This is a genomic window from Bradyrhizobium sp. 197, from assembly GCF_023073375.1.
Classification (GTDB): Bacteria; Pseudomonadota; Alphaproteobacteria; order Rhizobiales; family Xanthobacteraceae; genus Bradyrhizobium.
On record NZ_JADPJJ010000146.1, the window covers coordinates 31,829 to 53,156 of the forward strand.

Annotated in this window: 20 protein-coding genes; 8 read left to right on the forward strand and 12 right to left on the reverse strand. The window is 58.6% G+C overall.

Annotation, left to right across the window (positions count from 1 at the left end):
• Window positions 1-268 precede the first annotated feature (268 nt).
• Window positions 269-1,156, reverse strand: coding sequence for a helix-turn-helix domain-containing protein (locus IVB27_RS34095; protein WP_026233435.1), 888 nt, complete (start codon window positions 1,154-1,156; stop codon window positions 269-271).
• A 246-nt stretch (window positions 1,157-1,402) separates the two neighbouring features.
• Here IVB27_RS34095 and IVB27_RS34100 point away from each other — a divergent pair, with 246 nt between their 5' ends.
• The 7 genes from IVB27_RS34100 (at window position 1,403) to IVB27_RS34125 (ending at window position 7,217) form a co-directional block, all read left to right on the forward strand.
• Window positions 1,403-2,338 carry a ribokinase gene (locus IVB27_RS34100; protein ID WP_247447154.1) on the forward strand — a complete coding sequence of 312 codons (936 nt, stop codon included), beginning with the start codon at window positions 1,403-1,405 and terminating at the stop codon, window positions 2,336-2,338.
• A 336-nt stretch (window positions 2,339-2,674) separates the two neighbouring features.
• Entirely contained in the window at window positions 2,675-3,379 is a 705-nt protein-coding gene (locus IVB27_RS34105; RefSeq protein WP_247447213.1) for a 3-methyl-2-oxobutanoate hydroxymethyltransferase, read from the forward strand.
• Window positions 3,376-3,504, forward strand: a complete 129-nt coding sequence (locus tag IVB27_RS43060; protein WP_256468487.1) for a hypothetical protein — start codon at window positions 3,376-3,378, stop codon at window positions 3,502-3,504. Before IVB27_RS34105 ends, IVB27_RS43060 begins: the two co-directional genes overlap by 4 nt.
• 109 nt (window positions 3,505-3,613) lie before the next feature.
• Complete coding sequence (locus IVB27_RS34110) at window positions 3,614-4,609, forward strand: sterol desaturase family protein (RefSeq protein ID WP_018457737.1); 996 nt, start codon at window positions 3,614-3,616, stop codon at window positions 4,607-4,609.
• Between the two features lie 154 nt (window positions 4,610-4,763).
• Window positions 4,764-5,084, forward strand: a complete 321-nt coding sequence (locus tag IVB27_RS34115; RefSeq protein ID WP_247447155.1) for a non-heme iron oxygenase ferredoxin subunit — start codon at window positions 4,764-4,766, stop codon at window positions 5,082-5,084.
• Between the two features lie 28 nt (window positions 5,085-5,112).
• Complete coding sequence (locus IVB27_RS34120) at window positions 5,113-5,988, forward strand: sugar phosphate isomerase/epimerase family protein (protein ID WP_247447156.1); 876 nt, start codon at window positions 5,113-5,115, stop codon at window positions 5,986-5,988.
• Complete coding sequence (locus tag IVB27_RS34125) at window positions 5,985-7,217, forward strand: NAD(P)/FAD-dependent oxidoreductase (RefSeq protein WP_247447157.1); 1,233 nt, start codon at window positions 5,985-5,987, stop codon at window positions 7,215-7,217. The genes IVB27_RS34120 and IVB27_RS34125 overlap by 4 nt, the downstream gene beginning before the upstream one ends.
• A 154-nt stretch (window positions 7,218-7,371) precedes the next feature.
• Here IVB27_RS34125 and IVB27_RS34130 read toward each other — a convergent pair whose 3' ends face one another.
• Entirely contained in the window at window positions 7,372-7,554 is a 183-nt protein-coding gene (locus tag IVB27_RS34130) for a hypothetical protein (RefSeq protein WP_247447158.1), read from the reverse strand.
• A 161-nt stretch (window positions 7,555-7,715) separates the two neighbouring features.
• Window positions 7,716-8,975, reverse strand: coding sequence for an MFS transporter (locus tag IVB27_RS34135; protein ID WP_247447159.1), 1,260 nt, complete (start codon window positions 8,973-8,975; stop codon window positions 7,716-7,718).
• Window positions 8,976-9,477: 502 nt separating this feature from the next.
• Here IVB27_RS34135 and IVB27_RS34140 point away from each other — a divergent pair.
• Window positions 9,478-10,152, forward strand: a complete 675-nt coding sequence (locus tag IVB27_RS34140) for a hypothetical protein (protein WP_247447160.1) — start codon at window positions 9,478-9,480, stop codon at window positions 10,150-10,152.
• Here IVB27_RS34140 and IVB27_RS34145 read toward each other — a convergent pair.
• The 9 genes from IVB27_RS34145 to IVB27_RS34185 all read right to left on the reverse strand — a co-directional run bounded on the left by IVB27_RS34145 (window position 10,127) and on the right by IVB27_RS34185 (window position 21,327).
• Window positions 10,127-11,902 carry a phosphoenolpyruvate hydrolase family protein gene (locus tag IVB27_RS34145; protein WP_018457744.1) on the reverse strand — a complete coding sequence of 592 codons (1,776 nt, stop codon included), beginning with the start codon at window positions 11,900-11,902 and terminating at the stop codon, window positions 10,127-10,129. The genes IVB27_RS34140 and IVB27_RS34145 overlap by 26 nt on opposite strands.
• Window positions 11,903-11,935: 33 nt before the next feature.
• Window positions 11,936-13,048 carry an ABC transporter ATP-binding protein gene (locus tag IVB27_RS34150; RefSeq protein ID WP_018457745.1) on the reverse strand — a complete coding sequence of 371 codons (1,113 nt, stop codon included), beginning with the start codon at window positions 13,046-13,048 and terminating at the stop codon, window positions 11,936-11,938.
• Complete coding sequence (locus IVB27_RS34155) at window positions 13,048-13,875, reverse strand: HAD-IIA family hydrolase (RefSeq protein ID WP_247447161.1); 828 nt, start codon at window positions 13,873-13,875, stop codon at window positions 13,048-13,050. Before IVB27_RS34155 ends, IVB27_RS34150 begins: the two co-directional genes overlap by 1 nt.
• A complete protein-coding gene (locus IVB27_RS34160; RefSeq protein WP_026233437.1) occupies window positions 13,868-14,638 on the reverse strand; it encodes an SDR family NAD(P)-dependent oxidoreductase in 771 nt (256 codons plus the stop codon). Before IVB27_RS34160 ends, IVB27_RS34155 begins: the two co-directional genes overlap by 8 nt.
• Entirely contained in the window at window positions 14,635-15,576 is a 942-nt protein-coding gene (locus IVB27_RS34165) for a ribokinase (RefSeq protein WP_018457748.1), read from the reverse strand. The genes IVB27_RS34160 and IVB27_RS34165 overlap by 4 nt, the downstream gene beginning before the upstream one ends.
• The gene (locus IVB27_RS34170) at window positions 15,573-16,403 is read right to left on the reverse strand and encodes a carbohydrate ABC transporter permease (protein WP_247360773.1); all 831 of its coding nucleotides are present in this window, start codon (window positions 16,401-16,403) and stop codon (window positions 15,573-15,575) included. The genes IVB27_RS34165 and IVB27_RS34170 overlap by 4 nt, the downstream gene beginning before the upstream one ends.
• Window positions 16,404-16,443: 40 nt before the next feature.
• Window positions 16,444-17,406: a carbohydrate ABC transporter permease gene (locus IVB27_RS34175; RefSeq protein ID WP_247447162.1), complete on the reverse strand. Its 963-nt coding sequence runs from the start codon at window positions 17,404-17,406 to the stop codon at window positions 16,444-16,446.
• Window positions 17,407-17,460: 54 nt separating this feature from the next.
• Window positions 17,461-18,846: an ABC transporter substrate-binding protein gene (locus tag IVB27_RS34180; RefSeq protein WP_247447163.1), complete on the reverse strand. Its 1,386-nt coding sequence runs from the start codon at window positions 18,844-18,846 to the stop codon at window positions 17,461-17,463.
• Between the two features lie 762 nt (window positions 18,847-19,608).
• A complete protein-coding gene (locus IVB27_RS34185) occupies window positions 19,609-21,327 on the reverse strand; it encodes a dipeptide ABC transporter ATP-binding protein (RefSeq protein WP_247447164.1) in 1,719 nt (572 codons plus the stop codon).
• Window position 21,328 lies beyond the last annotated feature (1 nt).

Here is a 21,328-nt window from a genome sequence, read left to right on the forward strand (position 1 = left end):
GGTGCTGAATGCGTTTGGCGGTGTGGAGCCCCTGCCGACCCCGCACACCTTGCCACTTCCTGTCGCGGTCCACGTCGGATGTTCCGAAGATGCGCGGCGATTCAAGCAAACCAGCATCATCAGCTTGGAGTTGCAATGTGGCAGCGATCTGACAGAGTAACGCGCTGCATTAGCAGCGAGTTTCCGCAGGGAAACATCCAGCTACTTCATCTTGGAGATGTGCCCCAAACATTTAATGGCCAAACGTTGAAGGCTGCGACGTATCGATTCAGTTCCCTTCGGCGCGCCGCCAAGTATGGGGGGCCGTGCCAGTGCTGCGCTTAAATTCACGACTGAAGTGATAGACGTCGCAGAAACCGCAGCGTTCGGCGATAGCATCGAGCCCCGCGTCAGTTTCCAAAAGTAACTTTTGCGCCATCAAAATGCGCTCTCGGATCAGCCAGCGCCGCGGACTGATCTGTAGATACCTTTGGAATAGCCGCCGCGTTTGCGCGGCACTGAGCCCGGTGACGGAGGCCAGTTCCTCGGCATGCCAGGATCGCGCTGGAGCCTGCCGCATCTTTGAGACGATGGCGCGCAATGGGTCTGGAAGACGAGACTCACCGTGCTTGGGTGAAGGCGCTGCTATGAGGTGCAGCAGTTCTGCCACAAGGTGATTGAGGGCCATATCAACGTTGTCATCTCGAGAGCGCAAGACACCAAACAGCTCTTCGAACCACCGGTCGATGTTGTTCGGCGCCAATATTGTTGCGAGGGTTGCACCACCGCCGAACACCTTTCGCCGAATGGCTGCACAGTTTGGTCCGTCGATCCGTACCCATAGAACGGTCCAGGGATCGCTCTCGTCGGGCCAGTGCGCATGCGGTGTCTCGTTGGCGATCCACATCAACTGATTGCGCCCAACACTCAATGTCCTTCCCTCGCTCGATACGAAGCCACGACCCGCTGTGCAGTAGAGAATGTCCTGGCCCGGATAGCTATCTCGCGCGATGTGATGGTCAGGGGCAGTGATGACTTTACCGGCCCTCAGCACCGTAAAGGCGCACCGAGTCCAGGCGACATCAGGAAGGACATACTGATGGCTCTCAGGGAAAAATGTGCGCTGCGGTATTTTTACCATGCGCGTTTTATATAAATCAGAGCGTGCTTTGTCCATTTCTACGCACGAGCTGCACATCTATGCTCGCTCACAACGACTAATAAGCAAACTCGCCGATGGGCCATTCTGGATGCACGTTTTGTCTCCTTGGGCGGCTGCTGCGAGTATTTAGGGAGGAGCTGGTGTCAATACTCAGCGCCCGCGAACAGCGCCGTCACGCTGAGCGCCGCACTTCCCTTATGCCGATATCGTGGAGGCAATCCACACAAGCGCGAGCTTTAAGCACCTTCAAGGGAGGAATCGATGGGTAAACCGAAAATCACCGTCGTTGGCAGCTTCGCAGTGGGACTTACCATTCGGGCTCCGAATATTCCCGTCTTCGGCGTCACAATGCTCGGCAGCAGTTTCGATATGGGGCCTGGCGGAAAGGGCTCAAACCAGGCGGTTGCGACCGCGCGGCTGGGGGCGGACTCCTCGCTGGTGGCCATCATCGGCAACGACAAGTTCGCCGATATCGCAATCGATCTGTTCAAGGCCGAGGGCGTTGGTACAGCGCATGTCAAGCAAATCGCTGAGAGCCCGACGGCGGTGGGCTTCATCATTCTCAACGAGCGCGGTGAGAACTTCATCATCATGGACTATGGCGCAACCAACGCTATGGATCCGGCTTATGTAGATCGCGCCGAGAGCCGCATCCGGGAGAGCGACGTCGTCATGGCGGTGCTCGAACCCCCGGTCGAGGTAGCAATGCGAGCCATGGAGCTGGGCCGAAAACATGGCAAGAAAACTGTCCTTAATCCAGCTCCCGCCGCGCCGCTTCCTGATGAGGTTTTCCCGCTAGTCGATTACCTGACGCCGAACGAGAGCGAACTTCGTATTCTGCTCGGTCTACGGCCGGACGATCCGCGCCCTTCGCGCGAGCTAGTGGGGATGCTGCGCAAGCGCGGCGCCGCCAATGTGATCGTAACCCTTGGCGACCGCGGCGTGCTCATTGTGACCGACACGATCGATACAGCCATCCCAGCCGCCGAGGTCGACGTCGTGGACACGACTGGCGCTGGCGACGCGTTTAATTCCGGCTTCGCCGTGGCTCTGGCCGAAGGACGGGATGTGATCGAAGCCGCGCGGTTCGGGGTTTGCTGCGGCGCCCTGGTCTGCACCAAGCTCGGGGTCATTCCTGGCATGGCAACACGCAGAGCAGTCGAAGAAATGTATCGTACAATTTTCGCGTCGGCTTGAAAGGAATCAGAATGAGCCTGAACCATATGCTTCCAGATGCCGACTTGGCCTGCTCCGTCGTCAAGAGAAGCAATAGCGAGGTGAGGATCGGCTGTCAGCCAGCGTGTCGAAACCCGCCGCACTCCGTTTGGCATGGTCTCGCTGTCGCTGCAGGGCATCCGCATATCGAACCATGTGCACAGTGATGGCCGGCGGCTTGACGACTTTGTACATGAACGCTCGACCGCAGGACGACACGCAGTTGATAGGGGGCGAGGCGACCCTCCGAAATGTCTTCACAGGCGCCGAGTCGACGCGCCGGACCTTTGGCAAAAACTTCGAGAGCTAGTGAGCAAGATGCCGCGGATTTACGATTGGGCCGCGCGCGAAGCTGAGCGCACGGTGACCGTAGCCGATCTGTGCGCGGCCCGAGACTCGGGCAAGCGCTACACTCAAGTCACCGCTGAGACGGCGGACGAGGCAGCAGCTGCGGAGAAAGCTGGTGTCCAGATGCTGGTTGCCCGCGCCCGTAACGTGGAGGCCGTGCGCAAGGGTTCGAAACGGCTTTTCGTCACTGCGGCGCTGGGCTTTGCCGATGCCGTAACCCGGGACGATATCCTACGCACCGCATTGAAGGCGCTGACGGACGGCGCCGATGCGGTGATCACGGCACGCGGCATGGCGACTGTCTCTATGCTCGCAGCCGAAGATATCCCGGTCGTGGGTCACCTGGGACTCGTTCCAAGGAAATCGACCTCGGTCGGAAAGCTTCGCGCTTTCGGCAAGAATGCCGATGAAGCCTTGACGCTTTTTCACCGCTTCCGCCGCCTCGAAGAGGCCGGCGCTTTTGCAGTCGAATGCGAGGTTATCCCCGCCAGAGTCATGGCAGAGATCCGTCGGCGAACCGGACTGGTGACGGTTTCGCTTGGCTCCGGACCTGATGCGGACGTGATCTTTCTCTTCACCGAGGACATATGTGGTGGCGAAGGCCGCGGCCCCGGCACGCCCGGACCTATGGGAACCTGCAAGCGCTGCAAGAGCGTGTCAAGGAAGAGCGTGTGAAAGCCCTCAGTGCATTTCGCGCTGACGTCAGTGCGAATGCGTTTCCGGGGCCGCAGGAAACCGCGATTATCGACGACGACGAATTCGCCGCGTTTATGTCAAGGCTGAAACAAGAGGGCTTTTGAGTTTTGATCTGAGTCTCGTGCGGGCGATAACCGCGATGATGTCTCGGCGCCTGAGGATCTGGCCGCGTAGGCGAGCCTCTCTCTTCAAAACGTTGATGGAGTAGCAAATATGGATGACATCCTATACGGGGCGCGCGACAAACGCGGGAATTGGACACCGAACAAGAGGCCCGAACGCGCGCCGATTTTTGTCTGGCCAGTGCAACCGAAGAAAGTTATTCGTTGGTTGCCGGGGTACTTCTTGCCCTGGAATACCCTCTATTTCGTGATCTCGCTTGTATCGTGGATCTATCTGACACCCGCGCTTGATACAATGCGGGAATTCCGCGCTGACTGGATTTTGCTCATTCTGCTGCGCAACGCTGGGCTAACGCTCCTAGTCTATGGCAGCTTTCACTTCATCCTCTATATCCAACGACGCCAGGAAACCAACTTCAAGTATAATGCAAAGTGGCCCGACACCGACAATACGGCCTTTATGTTCGGAAGCCAGACGGCTGAGAACGTGTTTTGGACCATGTGTAGCGCGGTGCCAGTATGGACCGCATACGAGGCGGCCACCTGGTGGCTCTACGCTAACAGCTATCTGCCGTACGTCGATTTCGGACAGCACCCGGTGTACTGCGCCATCCTCGTGTTGGTGATGCCGGTCTGGCGCGAGTTGCACTTCTATCTGATTCACCGGCTCATTCATATCGGGCCGCTGTACCACTTGGTACACAAAGTACACCACAAGAACGTAAACCCGGGGCCGTGGTCGGGCTTGTCAATGTCTCCCCTTGAACACATCGCCTATTTTTCCGGCGTGCTGATCCATTTCGTCGTGCCCTCCCACCCGGTACATGCAATGTTTCAGCTCATGCACGCAGGGTTGTCCGCCGCGAAGTCTCACACCGGTTTCGACCGGGTGGTCGTAGACGATGCGAAGGCCGTCAACACAGACAACTTCTATCACTACCTCCACCACAAGTATTTCGAAGTGAACTACGGTGAGCGTCGCATCCCGCTCGACGAGTGGTTCGGCACAGCTCACGACGGTTCTCCGGAAGCGGACGAGAGGATGTACAAACGCATAAAGGCCAAGAAGTGGGCGCGCGGCAGTTAGCTCTGATGTTGCGGAATGTCCGTCCGGCTCTCTTCTTACTAGCACTGCGCAGGCGCGGGAGCCTCCCGTCCGCCCGCCAAGGACATTTGCGCGGGTCGCGGATTTGCCAAGGCATCGGTGCAATTGTTGCGATTTAGATTCAGAGGGATACGGAATGACTAGCCAAGGAGAATGGGTTGCCGCCTGTGCTACCAATGCATTGATGCCCGAAGAGACCCTTCGCTTCGATCATGGTAGCTGCACGTTTGTAGTTGTTTGCTCTCCCGAGGGAGACTACTTCGCGATCGATGGCCATTGCTCCCACGAGAAAGTCCATCTAGCGGATGGCATCGTCGACGGCGGAATCATTGAGTGTCCCAAGCACTTCGGGACCTTCGACTACCGAACGGGCGCGTCGGGTGCTTTGCCCGCACGCGTCGACTTGCGCAGTTACGAGGTGAAGGTCGAGAACGACACCGTCTTCATCAAGCTCTAATTGGAGCCAAAGGGCGGAATGCAGGACAATGTCGAAGCAGAGCTTGCTTATACTACAGTCCCTTTGGGCGATGGAACGGCGCCAGCCCGACGGGGTCGAACGTTCCATCGATCAGAACATAGCGATGATCCAAGAAGCCGGGTTCGACGGCATTAGCACCTCGTGCACTGATCCTGCGCGCGTCGCCCTGATTGCACGTGCCCTAGCCGGCTCGGGACTTGCAGTCGAGGGCATGTGCTTCCCGCAGACGATCGATCACCTGAAAGCTGCCATTGACCTTGCTCGGCGCCTCGACGTCGTGCATCTCGACGTCCAGCCTGACATTCGCCCGCGCCGTGTCGCCGACTGTGTCCCGCTGCTAAAAGGCTGGATCAGGGTGGCGCAAGATGCGAACATGCCGATCTACTTCGAGACGCATCGCAATAGGATGACGACAGATCTCCTGTTTACACTCGAGTTGATGGATCAGGTTCCCGAGATGCGCATGCTTGCTGATCTCTCGCACGTCCTATTGGGCCGCGAGTTTTGGTATCCGATCTCGGACGAAGACGAAGCGCAGGTGCGGCAGGTGCTCGACCGCACCTGGGCATTTCATGGCCGCGTTGCATCGCGCGAGCAGATACAAATTGAGATCACGTTCCCTCAGCACAAAATCTGGTTGGATCTGTTTCTCTGTTGGTGGAAGTATGGATTCAAGAGCTGGCAAAGGCGCGCTGGTGCGGATGCTCGTCTCGCTTTCGTCTGCGAACTTGGTCCGCAGCCTTATGCAATTACCGACCGACAAGGCAACGACAGCACAGATCGCTGGAAGGAAGCTCTCTTACTCAAATCCCTCGTGCGCAACGTGTTCGAGAGTGTGGCAAACGATGCGCCGCCTTCAACTGGCGATCGGGTGGCCACTTGAGTGCAAAATCCACAATAGTGATTGTCGGCGCGGGCGAAGCCGGCACAGCCGCCGCCATCGCCCTGCGCGAACGTGGATGGCGGGGCAGACTGGTCTTAGTAGGCAACGAATCTATACTGCCGTATGAGCGCCCGCCTCTATCCAAGGCGCTCCTGCTCGACAAAATGAACCCTGGACCCAAGCTGATTGTGACGTCACAACGCCTTGCCGAGTTGGAAATAGAGTATCTTCAGGGAAGCGAAGCGGTCTCAATTGATCGCGTGACCAACATGGTTGCGCTCTCAAACGGCTCAGCGATAGCGTATCACCGTCTCCTACTGGCCACGGGAGGCCGACCTCGGAAACTGATCGTTCCGATCGCCGAAGGAGCCGAGGTGGCGACACTACGGACGTACGAGGACGCCACGCGCATCCGCCATGTCATTGGTCAAGGATGCGACGTGATCGTGATCGGAGGCGGCTTCATCGGGCTTGAGGTTGCCGCGAGCGCCGTCTCGAGAGGTGCTTCGGTGACCGTACTCGAGGCAGGACCGCGGCTACTTACGCGGGCAGTGCCAGCTTCTATGGCTGAGTTGATCAAAGCCAAGCACGAACGTTCTGGCGTGCGCATCGAGGTAGGCGCGGTCGTCGAACGCATCGATAGGAGCGAAGGCCGTTCCAAAGTGGTAATGGACGGTCGCTCGCGTGACGCCGATCTCGTGATCGTTGGGGTCGGAGCGACGCCGAATGTCGGCCTTGCGCAAGCGGCGGGACTAGCAATCGAGGACGGTATCGCTCTGGACGAGACGCTCGCGACTTCAGATCCGCACGTTTTCGCGGCGGGTGACTGTTGTTCGTTTCCTCACCGCCTCTATGAAAGGCGAATCAGGCTGGAGGCCTGGCGCAACGCCCAGCGGCAAGGAGCGGCGGCGGCGGCGAACATGCTGGGCGAGAACCGTCCTTACGAGGACGTTCCTTGGTTTTGGTCGGATCAATACGACGAGACACTGCAAATCGTGGGCCTTGTTCCGGAAGGAGGAATCCCCATAATCAGAGACTTTGGTGCGAGAGCTCAGATCTTGTTTTACCTCGCAGCAGATGGGCGCCTGGTGGCCGCATGCGGATTCGGGAGCCTAGGTGTCGTAGCGAGAGAAATTCGTGCCGCCGAAATCATGATCGCGAGGCGGCTTAGACCTCCAGCAGACGCGCTCGCAAGCCCCGAGATGAACATGAAGAAACTAATGGGTTAGAATAGAATTCAGTATCCGAGACCGCCTCAGCGCCGATCCTGATTGCAGCCGGAGAACTGGCGTTAATCCGATGCCTATGCTGCTCGCCGCTCGGGCGCGCTACGCGGCTGGCCTACGTGGTCCTCAATGACGCTGGAGCTATACGAGTGCGGGGCTAGAACGGCTGGATGCTGATGGCTGTTCTCCCTGCGCCGATCAGCTTGCGCTCGACGTCGCGCCAGGATCCATCCGCGGCCGACTTCGGGGGCGCCGCGGCCACCATCGACTGGTCGTAGATACGAGGAACGAAAGCCTGCCCATTGTGCCCGCCGAGGCGAAGATTGCGACTATAGATCACAAACGTCCTTAATCTGCGGATGACGCTCGATCCAGAGCAGGCCATTTCTCCGTGTTGCAATCGGTCTGAATGAGAAGGGCCCCGTCCAAAGGCGGGGCCTTTCGTGCTGGGTATCGTTCACGCTGGGGTAGGCAGAGGTAGGAGACGAAGCCGCGCCGTGCCTAATCCCCGACGTACACGCCGCCTCGTTTCTTCGCGATCAGATAAACTATGATGCTAAGCAACGCGACGGCTGTGCCATAGAATGGAAACACCCAGGACAGATTAGAGCGTTGGAGCCATAGCAGCAGGAATGGTGTGGTACCGCCGAATATCGTTGCGCCAATAGCGTACCCGAGGGCGACGCCGGTGGTCCGAATATTTCTGGGCATCAACGTTGTGGCAATAAAGTTATATAGCGCCATATTGCAGCCGACCAGAGTTCCGCCCACCAACATAACGATGGAGAAGGTCAGAATGCTCTTCTCGGCATAGAGCAGGGATAGAAAGAACGACGGGATTAGCAGCAGGCGCATCATCACGAACGCCCGCGACGGTTTCACCTTATCCGCAAAGGCACCGATTGTCGGCGAGAACACCATCCAAATCGCGCCCATGACCGTCACGATGCCATACACATAAGTGCTGTTTTCCTTGAATACGCCGTTGGCAATGTTAGGCAAACCGAAATTGTACGTGTAATTAGCGATCTTCACGCCGCCAACAACCAGAATCGCGGCGAAAAGCGACAGCCTTGCCTTCCAAAGCGCTTTCCACACTCCGCCAGTCGTTTGTTGGATGCGCGAGTCCTCGTCGACCCGATGCATAGCGCGAGCGATTAGGGTTTCTGGAAGGGTCTGCCGAAGATAGATGATGAGCAAGCCTAGAACACCTCCGACTCCAAACGGAACGCGCCAAGCCCAATCGCGCATGACTTCAGGGGACACGGCGCCGCTGACCAGGAAAGCAACCAAGCTGGCTCCGATCGAGCCCACCATGATGAATGTGCCATTGACCAGTCCAAGGTATCGTCCCTCCTGACCTGCCGGTGCCAATTCGATCGCGATCGCATTGGCAACGCCCGCTTCGGCGCCTACGGCGAGGCCTTGCACCAGTCGGAGGGAAACCAGCACGATGGTGGCAGTGATGCCAAGATCCTTGTAGCCTGGCAGCACTGCGATCGTCAGCGACGATAGCGCCATAGCGGAAACAGCGATCAGCATCACGGCTTTGTGGATGATGCGATCTGCGATGGGGCCGAGCAGCGCCGCCCCTAAAGGCCGTGCGGCAAACCCTGCTCCGAATACTGCCAGTCCCGCGAGCAGCGAGACGACAGGGTCAGTGGCTGGAAAGAAGTGCGGCGACAGGAATGCCGCTATGAAGCCATAGAGCTGCGTCAAACGCAGTGCCGAACGTGAGCCTGCGAGCGCCTCGGCCGACATGAGAGACCAGCTTCAGTAGATCGTTCGAGACGAACATTCCGCAGGTCATAGCCAAGATGAACAAGTTCTATCTTGAGCACCAAGAAAGTCTGCGTGCTTCTCCATCGCCGTCCTTGTGTCCGGGATCGAGGACTTCGACTAGGAGGAGATCGCCGCGCCGTACAGACTTATCGGGTGTCGCACGCAGAATGCCGACCTGCTTTTACCTGCAATCTGATTAGTATGTCCGCGGAAGGACCGGATGGAGCCACACTCCTGCGAGTGTTTCGAAGATGGTCCCCCGCAGTTCAAAGAAGCACGCCTGCTCGGAAAGCTTCTGACGGAATGGGTGGCATCGCATGCCCTCACTGGCCCGGAGCCTGAAAAAGAGGCCGCTGCTGGACTTCTCCAACAGCGGCTTAAGTCGAGGGAGGAAGCAGACAAGCCCGGTCTGCCAGCGGATCCGGCGTGCGCTCACATGTAGACCGGGTTCAAATCACGTGTAAGATCGGCGAATGATACGATGAGTAAAATCGGGTATAATGCGTTGAAAGTGACAGGCGTCGGGAAACTTGCCAGTCTTCTGCCCGTCGGCCGTAAAGGTGCGTCGTTGGAAATCTACGCACCATCTTTGCGCAGCCTTCCGAAGGGCTCCATACTCGTGATGGCTACCTTGCCCATTATCGATTGGAATGACTGTCTGCTGCGCGGCTTGCAAAACGTTTCCGAGATAACGCGCGCCCACACGTACGCGGCCATCATGATGATCGATCCGTTCGCGTGTTGGGAGGACGTTGCCGAAGCGTTGAAAAAAGCTGGGGTCAGCGGAGTAGTAAATTTCCCACCAGCGTCCATGATTGAGCGATCTGCGGCTGGCGAACCGGTCGATTCCGGCCAGGAGCTCGAACTTCGGCGCATGGAATGGTTTGCTAGCCTGGGGTTTAAGATCTTGTTCGCCGCTGCCGATGATGCTGCGATGATATCGGCAGAGAGACGACTTGGTCCGCATCTCCATGGCATTGTCTACTTGCCGGAAACGGCTCTCGCGCTGAGGATTTGCGACGAGATGGAATTGGCCAGGCTTGACCAACAGGGGTCGTCGATCCCGAAGTTCGCGCTCTTGGACGTGACAGCTTCAAGGCGGCCGGTGGGCAAAAACAAGAGGGCAACTGCTACTCCAAGATCCTCAGCCCCTTGATCTTGTTGTACAGAGTTTTTCTTGAAAGCCCCAGATACCGGGCAGTCTTCCCTCGATGCAGCTTGTTTCGTTTCAAGCCCTCGATGATCCACTCGCGTTCGGAGAACGCGCTTGTCGGCTTCAGAGGTGATGACGCCGTCAAGAGTGGCCTCAGGACATCAGCCGTAATGTGCGTTTGTTGCAACGTCACCAGCTGATTCACGATCTGGCGTAATTCTCTCAAATTGCCCGGCCAGTTGTGGCCTGCGAGCGCCAAGAACGCAGAATTTTCTATACCGAGCGTCTGGGCATTCGAATCTCCTTTAGCCTCCACCGTGAAATGCTGAACAAGTTGCGGAAGGTCCTCGAGACGATCGGGCAGCGGGGGTAACCCAATATCCAGCCCGGCAAATAGCGCAACAAGCCGAGGGCATAGTACAGCGTTAAGAGCCCCCCCGCGAGCAACGGTTGCAGTTGCAATGATCCGTGCAGAGGAACGTGCCAGTGCTACGCTATTCAGCGGCGTGAAACTGCCGGTTTCCAGATAGTCGGCAAGACGCTCTTGCCCGTCCCGGGACAATTGATCGACATGCATGAGCAGGATCGTAGAATCCGTTGCGGTTTCCAGGAGCGACACTTGGCGTCGCCTGGTCTCAGTCTGCCCGGCGCCGAACAGGACGCCGACCGTATCGATGGCTGGGCCGGGCCGACATTGAAACAGCGCAGGCTTGGTCAGTTTCTTGTCGCTGAAGGCGTGGACCAGACTGGCTATTCGTCGCTTTCCTGACCCCGCCTCGCCCCACACCAGCACAGGACTGGGATGGCCTGCCAAGCGCCTTGCGGTCTCGAGCACGCGCTTCATGATTGAGGATTGCGCGATCACACCGTGCCTGAATCCGCTCAGTTGGAGCTGACGCTCGAGAAGATCGACCTTCTCCCGCAACAAGTGAATGGTCTTGAAGCCTGAAGTCACCTCAAGGACCGACATTTCCAACGGGACGCGGTCGAGCGACGAGCCGCCGATGAAGCCCTGAACACCTGTTTCGCGGCAGATATCGAGGAGTTCGTCAGGCTTCGTAATTGGCCCGCCCCCCATCAGGCAGATCGTGTTCCTGTCGATGGATTGAGCGACGCGAGCAACAGCGCTTGTGCGCGCGGCGAGCTCGGACAGGCTGATCGTGGGGTCGCATCCGCTTTCGATCGGCCGGTTGAGATTGAAATTGATGCAGATGGCCTCGACGCCGGCTTCGACCATGCGCCTTGCCTCGGGCTGGGTGCGCGTATAGCCGATTGCCATCAGGCCGTGTTGTGCAGCTTTGACCAGGAGTTCGATTTCCCGCTCGTAGCCAAGGCCGGACTTTTCCAGCAGAGATCTTCTGTAGTCATCGATGTGGATCACGGAAGGAAAGTTGGTGACTCCGGAAAAGCCCCAGCTGATGATGCGCTCGAGAAAGCGGTCGATGTCGAGCTTTGGATCGAAGGTACAGGCCCCGAAAAAGACTGGCAATTTCGTTGAAGGCAGGATCTCGGTCCGGCCGAAGCCAGCCACGAATTCATTGCTGTTGCGGATCGGAAGGATTGAGGCTGGTGAAGAGCCACCCATTGCGCGAAACCGGCCAGCATTGAGCGCAAGCACGAAATCCGCGCCCGCCCGCTCGGCAGCTCTGGCGGCCATGCCTGATCCGATCCCCGCCCCGAGTACAAAAGAACGAGAGTTCCGGAAGAACCGCCTGATCCCGCCGCCCTTGACCTGGTCCACCCGCGTGTGCATGCCGTCCCGCCTCCTGCAGGGCAGGTCGGAAGGCTAGCTCCAATTTGCCGGCGCATGCAACCGTCGCAGCGCATTTCCGTTCATCATGAAGAGGTGGCAGTCCGCCGGCGAAGCCGCAAGACGGACCTTGCCCGACCTACTGGGCGCCGCCGCGTTCGGTGCCTTGGCAACCATCGATTCTCTGCCAGCATTGCCGTAGATGTAGGTGACGCTGCCAAGATGCTCGACGAAATCGACGTCGATCTCGATCCCAATATCGGTCTTCTCCGCCGCGGATGGAGAGAAATCATCGGGGCGAATTCCGACCGTGATCGGCTTGCCGACAAGCGATTGGTTCGGCTGGACGGGAACGAGGATTGTCGCGCCTGCATCGAGCTTGACGCCCATGCCCGTCGCGTGCGCTGATTCGATGTGGCCGCTGAGAAAATTCATCTTAGGCGATCCGATGAACCCGGCGACAAAGCGAGATGCCGGATTGTGATAGAGGTCGTGCGGACTGCCCACTTGCTCGATATTGCCGTCCTTGAGTACGACGATCTTGTCGGCCATTGTCATTGCCTCAACCTGATCGTGGGTCACGTAGATCATGGTGTTGCCAAGCTGCTTGTGTAACTTGGCAATCTGCACCCGCATCTGCACCCGCAACTCAGTATCCAGATTCGACAGCGGCTCGTCGAACAGGAACACTTTGGGTTCGCGTACAATGGCACGCCCAATAGCTACGCGTTGCCTTTGTCCGCCTGAAAGTTGCCGAGGCTTACGTTCCAGCAGATGATCGATCTGCAAGAGTGATGCAGTCTCGGTGACCCTGGCCTCAATCCCGGCCTTCGGAACTTTGGCCATACGCAGGGGGAAGGCAAGGTTCTCGCGCACGGTCATGTGCGGATAGAGTGCGTAGCTCTGAAACACCATGCCGATGTTTCGGTCGGCGGCATCAACGTCATTGACGACTTCATTGTCGATCAAGAGCCGCCCGCCGCTGATACGCTCGAGCCCTCCGATCATTCGGAGCAGCGTCGACTTGCCGGAACCCGATGGTCCAACGAACACGACGAATTCGCCATGTTCAATGATCAGGTCGACATTCCGCAGGATTTGGATCGTCCCATAGGCCTTATTGATACCTTCCAGGCGAACATCGGCCATCACGCTCTCCTCGGTCGCTGGCTTCCAATGGTGGCTCGGGCTATCCCAACCTCAGACAGGCTGGACACGATGAAATCGGGCGATACCAGTGAGGGATCATCTCGGGGCGGCACGCCGGTCGTGACCAGCACGGTCGGAAGCCCTGCTCTCTTGCCAGCCTGAATATCAGTTTGAATCTGGTCTCCGATCATCAAGGTGGCGCTGCGTACCGTGCCCAGGCGGGAAAGTGCAGTCTCGATCATATGCGGCTTCGGCTTACCAACGATCAAAGGCTCCACTTTCGTGGCAGCAGCCACGGCCGCGATCGTAGCTCCTGCCCCGGGCTCGAACCCACCTGCCGTCGGCAACAGGAGGTCGGGGTTGGTGCCAATGAAGGCTGCTCCATTTAGGATCGCGTCGACCGCAATCCGCAGCTTCTCATGCGTAATTTGTCGATCGAGCCCCATGACCACGGCGTCGGGCTTTCGATCCGTCACCTCGAGCCCCGCCTCTGTCATGGCTTTCGTAAGGGATGGCGCGCCGATGACGAATATACGCCCAAACTCCGGGTATGTAGCGCGGATGAGCTCGGCGGCGGTGATGGCGCTGGTGACCACGTCCTTCGGGGCAATAACAAGCCCAAGGCCTGCCAGTTTGCTGACGACATCCGCTGGCGTGTGCGTCGAGTTGTTCGTCACGAAGCAGATGGGCAATCCGGCCGCCTGCCACCGTCCAAATGCCTCCACGGAATCGACGATAGCCGCGTTGCCGCGGTAGACGACGCCGTCGAGATCCGAAATGATACCGTCCACTGGCGGCCAAATGGGGGGAGAAGCGACACTAGCCATTCATCAGCATCCCGCCATTCACGTGTACGATCTGCCCGGTCATGTAGGAAGCTGCAGGACTTGCAAGAAAAACAGCAAGACCTGCGATATCCTCCGGCACGCCGACCCGTCCGAGCGGGATACGGCCCCCGTGACGTGCCTCGGTTTCCTCGCGCGGGCGCCCATGCATCGGTGTATCGATGATCCCGGGCGCAATGGCATTCACATTGATCTTGTGTGGGGCACATTCATAGGCGAGCAGCTTGGTGAGGTCGTGAACAATTGCTTTCGACAAACAATAGTCGGCGCCGCCCGCCTGGTAGTTAAAGACTGCACCTTGGGACGATAGCGAGGATCCGATATTGACGATCCGGCCCCCTTTGTCCTTCATGAAGCGCTCGATCGCGAGCTTTGAGCAGCGCAGGACCGCGACCGAGTTGATCTGGATGGTCCGCTCGATTTTGTCCGCATCGCCATTCAGGAGCGGTTGGGCAGATTTGACGCCCGCATTGTTAACCAGCACATCGAGCCGGCCAAAGTGCTTGGCGACCGCGTCCAGAACCCTGTTAACATCGTCCTCGCTTGCGACATCCATCGCCATCGGTAGTACGCCGTTGCCATGGGGCAGGCTTGCCAGAGTGCTCCTGAGAGTTTCCAGGTTGGCATCGGTGGCAAGGACATTCGCTCCACCAGATCGAAACGCATTCACGATGGCAGACCCGATGCCGCCCCCGGCACCGGTCACGAGCACCGTTCTGTTTGAAACTGAGAACTGTTCGGTCATTCCAACTCCAGGATCGTTTGGGATTTCAGAAACTCGTCAACGGTCTCGGCGCTCGGCATGGAGCTTTGCGCGCCGCGTCTAGTCACACAGAGCGCGGCTACCGCCAGCGCTTTCCTAACTGCTTCTCTCAAGGGCAGCCGTTCGGCCAGTGATGCGGCGAATGCTCCGTTGAAGGCATCGCCTGCGGCGGTAGTATCGACCGCTCTCACGGGAAAGGCTCGCAGGGCAAAAGAGCGGGTCTTATCAGCATAATAGGCGCCCTGTGCCCCGAGGGTGATCAGCGCGGCACCTGGCCCGAGATCAAGAAGCTTGGACGCAGCGTGGGCGGCACCTTCAAAGTCGTCGACCTCGATACCTGTCAGCTCAAAAGCCTCTGTCTGGTTCGGTGTGACGAAATCGACACAGCTCCACGCTGTCGACGGAAGCCCGGACCTCACTGGCGCCGGATTGAAGATCAGCTCGAAGCCCTTGTCCCGCTTCAGCTCGAAGAGCCTGTTGAGCGCTCCGACCGGCATACCCATTTCGGCGACCACGATCGCATTGTGCTGAATGAATTCCGCGGCGTTCTCAATCATCTGCGGCGTGACGTTTAGGTTGGCGCCGGGATCTATGACAATCATGTTAGTGCCGTCGTCACCGACCATGACCAGAGCGGAGCCGGAGACTTCGCCCGGCGCGATTTTGATCGCGTCGGCGCAAACGCCGGCCTCTGTCAGGGACTGCAGGAGCCAATGACCCGCATCATCATCGCCAAGGCGCGTGTAAAAGTGCGGTCTCAAGCCAAGCCGAGCCGCGGCCACAGCCTGATTGGCGCCTTTCCCTCCAGGGTGACGGGTCAGCGTTCCCATCAGGCTTTCACCTGGCGTTGGCAGCCGCTCGACATTGAAGCAGAGATCGAGGTTTGTCGTTCCGAAGAACATCAACGGCCTGGCACTCATTTTACAGCACCAAAGGTAAGGCCACGCTCCAGGTGGCGCTGGCCGATGACGATCAGGATCACGGGAATGATCATCGTCACGACCAATCCTGCCGCCATGACGGGATAGAATTGCACGCCCGGGTTTAGCAGCTTGAGCAGAGCGACGGTTACCGGCGCCTTGGTCGAAGAGAGGATCAGGCCGAGGGCAAAATTGTGCCACGCGAGCAGGAAGATGAGCAGAGAGGCCCCTATCAGACCGGGCTTCAAAAGCGGCAGCACGATGTGCAACACGACCCTGACCGGCTTGGCGCCATCCATGGCAGCCGCCTCTTCGATGTCCTTTGGGATATCTTCGATATAGGAGCGGCTCAGCCAAACGATCATCGGCAGTGTGACGACCTGGTAGACCCAGATCATGCCGATATAGGTGTCATACAGGCCAATCGTCTGGAAAACGCTGAACAGGGGGATGACGACCAGTAGGACCGGGGCAAAGCGGAAGCCCAGAATGAAGAAGGCAATGTCTTCTTTGAGGGGAATGTCCCGCCTTGCCAGCACGTAGCCGGCAGGGACCCCCACGAGCAGGGACACGAAGACAGAGCCAAGCGCTATGACGACGCTGTTCGTGATCGGGGTCAGGAAATCGATCTTGATAGTGCCGTAGCTGGTTGCTCCGGCTTGGGCGACGTCAAACAAGACGCGAAAGTTTTCCAATGTCGGCGAGAACAAGAAGGTCGGCGGCCAGGTCATGACCTCTGCCTGCTGCTTGAGCGACATCATCACGATCCAGACAAGCGGGAAGGCGAGGATCAATGCGCAAATGCCGACGAGCAGGTTCAGGATCAAATTGACGGAGGCGGCGCGTTTCAGTCGCATACGTTGGCCCTCAGCTGACGCGCTGCCGCACGACGCGCCACAGCTTGACCATGGCGAACGTTCCCACCAGCACGATCATCCAGTTGACGACCATGAGGGCTGCACCACGCCCGAAGGCGAGATTCTGGAATGCGATAATGTAGGCGCGCACGGAAAGAACGGAGGTGCTATCTCCAGGCCCGCCTTGCGTAGTGCCAAAAATGATGTCGAACTGATTGAGCGATTCGATCAGCCGAAACACCGCGGCGATCAGAATGTAGGGAGCGATCAGCGGCAACTCGATATGCACAAAGGTTGCCCACCCCTTTGCGCCATTGACACGCGCGGCCTCCCTCACTTCTTCATTGATACCCTGAAGGCCTGCGAAAATGATCAGCGCAAAGAATGGCGTGTAGGTCCAGACGTCAATCAGGACGAGCGAGAACATTGCGGTGTTGGGATCTGAAATCCATGCAAAGCGCGCGATTCCTGCAAGCGAGAGCAGATAGTTAAGGATTCCGCTTTGCGGGTCCATCATCGTCGTCCACATGAGCGCTACGCTCATCGGAGGCAGCACGAGGGGCAAGAGGATGACCGGCCGCATCAGCCGTGCAACGATGACTTCGGTCGCGAACAATTTTGCAAGTGCAAGACCGAAGGCAGCCTCCGCAACCACCGCCGATCCGGCGTAGACAAGAGTGGCCCGAATGCTGTTCCAGAAATCATCCGACTTGATCAGCGCTGCATAGTTGTTGAGGCCGACGAAGTGGACCAGCGGCCGACCGAACTTGAGATCCGTCAGCGACTGAAAGACGCCATAGAAGAACAGAAAAAGAAAGCCGAGCAATATCGTGATCGCTGGCGCTATGGCTGCGATGCTCCACCAGTCAAGATGCGACTGCTCGGCGCGCGCGACCGCCTTATCGTTTGACGCAACAAGTGGGCTGGCTGAAGACTGCAGCGTCACGAGCCCGTCGGATCCTCGAAGGTCCATCTCAGCTATCTCTAAAATGCATGGGGCGGCGATGAGCTCGCCGCCCCGTTTGTTTCACATTGACGAACGGATTTCCGAGGCAAGGGCGGCCAGCGTCGCCTTCACGTCGGCTCCGTTGACCATTTTCTGCATGGCTACGGCCCATGCGTTCATTGCTTCGGCAAAGCCAACGCGGGCTGTGAAGGCGAGTTGCGCCCGTTCCTGCACGGTTTTAAACGTGTCTACGAAATTGTTGAACTCTGGCTTTGCCGCATAGTCGAGCCAGGCCTTGTCGCTCCAGGTCGAGGCGCGCGGAGAGTTGACGAGCTTGCCGGCGATGGCGCCGTTCAGCTCGACTTGCTTCGATGTCGCCCATTGGATGAACAGCCAGGCGGCTCCTTTTTTCTGGGACGCAGCGTTCATCGCAAGCGACCAGATCCAGATATTCGACTCGAAGTTCTTGCTAGTCGGAGCGTGCAATGGGGGTGCGAACGCGATTTTGCCGGACGCGGGCTTGCCAGCCACGTCGTTCCAAAACCCGAACATATTAGAATCAATCGCCATCGCGGTGCGCCCTGAATTGATGCCATCAACGACCTGGTACCAGTTGTCATTGGCAAAGGACGGCGCCGCGCATTTCTTGATCATGTCCACATAGTCTTTGTGGAAGGCGATCGACTCGGCCGAATCCAGCCCTGTCTCCAACTTGCCGTCCTGGACGACGAAATCATGCACGCCATAGGACCTGGCAATCGAGATGGCAGCTGTGTGGATGCTGCTCCAAAAGCGCACGCCGCGCACGCCCAAAGGGGTGATGGCGGGATCCGCAGCCTTCAGCTTATCGCAGGCGGCGGACATCTCTGGCGGAGTCGTTGGGACCCCGATGCCGTATTTGGCAAGTATGTCCTTACGGTAGAACAGCTGGATGTTCTCAAAGCCATGCGGAATCGCCCACACCTGCCCGCTTCCCGGCTCGATTTGGCCTTCCTTGACTTTCCAGGTCAGCGCATCCCGCAATGCAGGGAAGAAATCCTTGTAGTCGTAGCCCGCGGCCGTGAGCTTAGCGTCGTTCAGATACTGATCGAGCGGCTCGAGCAACTGGCCCGGTGCGAGATCCCAGGCCGGTTGAATGCCCGTGCCCACCACGTCCCAGCTGCGGGATTTTGTACTGAGCTGGATGGTCAGCTTATTCCAATAGGCATCGTCGGGATAGAGTTCGGGCGTCACCTTTATGCCGGTGAGTTTCTCGAATTCCGGCAACTGGGCCGCGACCGCGTCGGCATACGGATGAATGTCGTAGGCCCAGACGATCGACGTGCCTTCGAACTGGCGCCAGTTGATGTCGTCCGCCTTAGCTTGGGAAAACGCCATGGCCGTTCCGGCCAAAAGTGTGGAGCAGATGAGAGCTTTTTTTGCAAAACTAGCCGTATGGCCGCGCAAAGCGGCGAGCGTCCTTGGCATGATTCCCTCCGATGGGCTCTTTGGCCCGCAAACCACGCGCCCCCTCCTCTTCAAGCGGCCGCGGCGTTGCCGAGGCTAATCTTCGCGCATCCAACGAAAGCGGCCTTTGAGGCTCGGATTGGGTAAGGTTGGGTAAGTCAAAAAGTCGGGCGATTGGGAAAGTATCAATTGGAAGAAGCGGAGTTTGGAATGGGCCCCGGTTGACGCCACAGCCTGGCGAGCGCTGTGATGGCTGCGTTTATACCCCAGTTCGAGACGAACAGCACTAAGGCGCACAGGGCGAGCATCGCGATCGGTGCTCCGTTGCCGTATACGATATACGGCTTCTGGAGCGCGATCCAAGCGGCGATATGATGGGCGTTAGTGCAGCCAAGTGGTATGGGCGCAGCAATATCCGCGTTGAAGCGGTCGCCGCCCTGCACGGCAATCGTGTCAGGAGAAAGCGTTCAAATGAGTCTGCACCTACTCCATCCCGTCACAGGTGGAGAAGTCGTGAGATGCCCGGACAGATCGTCGTGCATGGCAATCAGCAAGCAACATAGACTCTAGAGAAGCTTGTGCGGCTTGGACCGCCCGCATACTCACCTTCAATGAGCCGGCTCAACCATATCAGGAGGGGTCTCGTCTATTGGTTGAGACGGATCCTCCGATCCGCGGGCAAGATGTATCAGCAGCCCCGATGGGATTGGCGGGACATCGGTCTCGGCGGGCAGTCTATTGGTCCCCAATCCACGCTAAACCTAACCGAAAGTACTGGCGCATTCATGCGACCTCTCCGCTGACGAGGCTCGAGGAGCGATCGGTTGCGACAGGTCGGACGAGGCGAGGTACCGCAGCAATCAGACGCTTGGTATAGTCCGCCCGTGAATTGAGGAAAACCTCATCCGTATCGCCACTCTCGACGACGCGTCCATGGCGCATGACCATGACCCGGTCGCTGAGATGGCGAATCACGCCGAGATCGTGCGAGATGAAGAGATAGCTCATACCGAGCTGCGCCTTGAGATCCCCGAGCAGATCGAGCACCTGCGCCTGGATCGAGACATCCAGAGCGGAAACCGGTTCATCGCAGACGATCACGGCTGGCTTTGGCGCGATCGCACGCGCGATCGCGACGCGTTGGCGCTGGCCACCCGAGAGCTCCAGTGGCCGGCGATCCAGGAATGCTGGCGATAGGCCCACCGACTCGAGCAGCTCAATAATGCGCAGGCGACGCTCCGACCCGGTGTTCAAATCAAGGAGGCTGTCAGATATGATGCGGCCGACGGTCCAGCGTGGATCAAAGGAGCTGAGCGGATCTTGATAGATCACGGAGATCGAGCGGCGTCGCGCCCTACGCTTGCGTTCGGCGATTTCGCTCCACGCCTCTCCCTGGAACAGGACGGCTCCCTCGTCGGGAGTATCCAGAGCCATCGCCAGGCGGGCTGTGGTGGATTTACCTGATCCTGATTCCCCCACAAGGCCCAGCGTTTCGCCTGACCGAAGCTCGAAGGACACACCGTCAACCACCGTCCGCGGGACGCCATCGGGGCCGTTGAATCGCTTCACAAGATTGGTCGCACTGAGGATGATTGCAGTGGATTTAGGCGAGGGTTGTTGTTGCAGCGGGCTCAGAGACTTGGGTAGCCGTGCAATCGCCGTGGACGACAAACGGGAGCCGCGGGGACGTCCCGAGGGTACCGCGTTCAGGAGCTGCGAGGTGTAATCGTGTTGCGGGTTGCCGAAGATCTGCGCAGCTGGTCCACGCTCGACGACCTCGCCTTCGCGCATGACCAGAACATCATCCGCCATGCGCGAGACCACCGCCAGGTCATGGCTGATCAGGATCAGAGCCTTGCCCCGTGCCTTGGTTTCCTCCAGCAGCGCCAGCACCTGCGCCTGCACGGTCACGTCGAGCGCGGTGGTTGGTTCATCGGCGATCAAGAGGTCTGGATCGAGTGCGAGCGCCGACGCAATGAGGGCTCGCTGGCGTTGGCCACCGGACAATTGATGTGGCAGCTGCCGGGCTTTGATCTCAGGCTCAGGAACCCCAACGAGTTCGAGCAGCTCAACCACGCGGCGTTTGAGTTCCTCACGGGAGTGGACAGCACGATGGAGAAGGAGGCCCTCGCCGATTTCTCTGCCGACCTGACGGAGTGGATCGAGCGAGAGAAGGGCGTCCTGCAGCACGAAGCCGATCTTCTTGCCCCGGATGAGCCGCCATGAACGTTCATTGAGGTCAGTCAGGTCTGTCCCTGTGAAGTTCATCTCGTGCGCATGAACATGTGCGCCATGGCCCGCAAGCCCGACGAGAGCGCGCGCGGTTACGCTCTTGCCCGAGCCGGATTCGCCGACGATCGCGAGGCAACGCCCCGGTCGAAGCGAGAACGACACGCCACGCACGGCCGTGCCGTTTGGATTGTCGCGTTCGAATGACACGCGCAGCGAATCTACGTTGAGAAGACTTGGCTGAGGAGGCTGGGGAGAAAGAACATGCAACATG

Coding starts and splice junctions, on each gene's coding strand:
- IVB27_RS34185 (WP_247447164.1), bottom strand. CDS start 21,327: ATGTTGCATGTTCTTTCTCCCCAGCCTCCTCAGCCAAGTCTTCTCAAC.
- IVB27_RS34115 (WP_247447155.1), top strand. CDS start 4,764: ATGACTAGCCAAGGAGAATGGGTTGCCGCCTGTGCTACCAATGCATTG.
- IVB27_RS34135 (WP_247447159.1), bottom strand. CDS start 8,975: ATGTCGGCCGAGGCGCTCGCAGGCTCACGTTCGGCACTGCGTTTGACG.
- IVB27_RS34150 (WP_018457745.1), bottom strand. CDS start 13,048: ATGGCCGATGTTCGCCTGGAAGGTATCAATAAGGCCTATGGGACGATC.
- IVB27_RS34175 (WP_247447162.1), bottom strand. CDS start 17,406: ATGGACCTTCGAGGATCCGACGGGCTCGTGACGCTGCAGTCTTCAGCC.
- IVB27_RS34110 (WP_018457737.1), top strand. CDS start 3,614: ATGGATGACATCCTATACGGGGCGCGCGACAAACGCGGGAATTGGACA.
- IVB27_RS34140 (WP_247447160.1), top strand. CDS start 9,478: ATGAGTAAAATCGGGTATAATGCGTTGAAAGTGACAGGCGTCGGGAAA.
- IVB27_RS34100 (WP_247447154.1), top strand. CDS start 1,403: ATGGGTAAACCGAAAATCACCGTCGTTGGCAGCTTCGCAGTGGGACTT.
- IVB27_RS34180 (WP_247447163.1), bottom strand. CDS start 18,846: ATGCCAAGGACGCTCGCCGCTTTGCGCGGCCATACGGCTAGTTTTGCA.
- IVB27_RS34160 (WP_026233437.1), bottom strand. CDS start 14,638: ATGACCGAACAGTTCTCAGTTTCAAACAGAACGGTGCTCGTGACCGGT.
- IVB27_RS34120 (WP_247447156.1), top strand. CDS start 5,113: ATGTCGAAGCAGAGCTTGCTTATACTACAGTCCCTTTGGGCGATGGAA.
- IVB27_RS34105 (WP_247447213.1), top strand. CDS start 2,675: ATGCCGCGGATTTACGATTGGGCCGCGCGCGAAGCTGAGCGCACGGTG.
- IVB27_RS34155 (WP_247447161.1), bottom strand. CDS start 13,875: ATGGCTAGTGTCGCTTCTCCCCCCATTTGGCCGCCAGTGGACGGTATC.
- IVB27_RS34145 (WP_018457744.1), bottom strand. CDS start 11,902: ATGCACACGCGGGTGGACCAGGTCAAGGGCGGCGGGATCAGGCGGTTC.
- IVB27_RS34165 (WP_018457748.1), bottom strand. CDS start 15,576: ATGAGTGCCAGGCCGTTGATGTTCTTCGGAACGACAAACCTCGATCTC.
- IVB27_RS34095 (WP_026233435.1), bottom strand. CDS start 1,156: ATGGACAAAGCACGCTCTGATTTATATAAAACGCGCATGGTAAAAATA.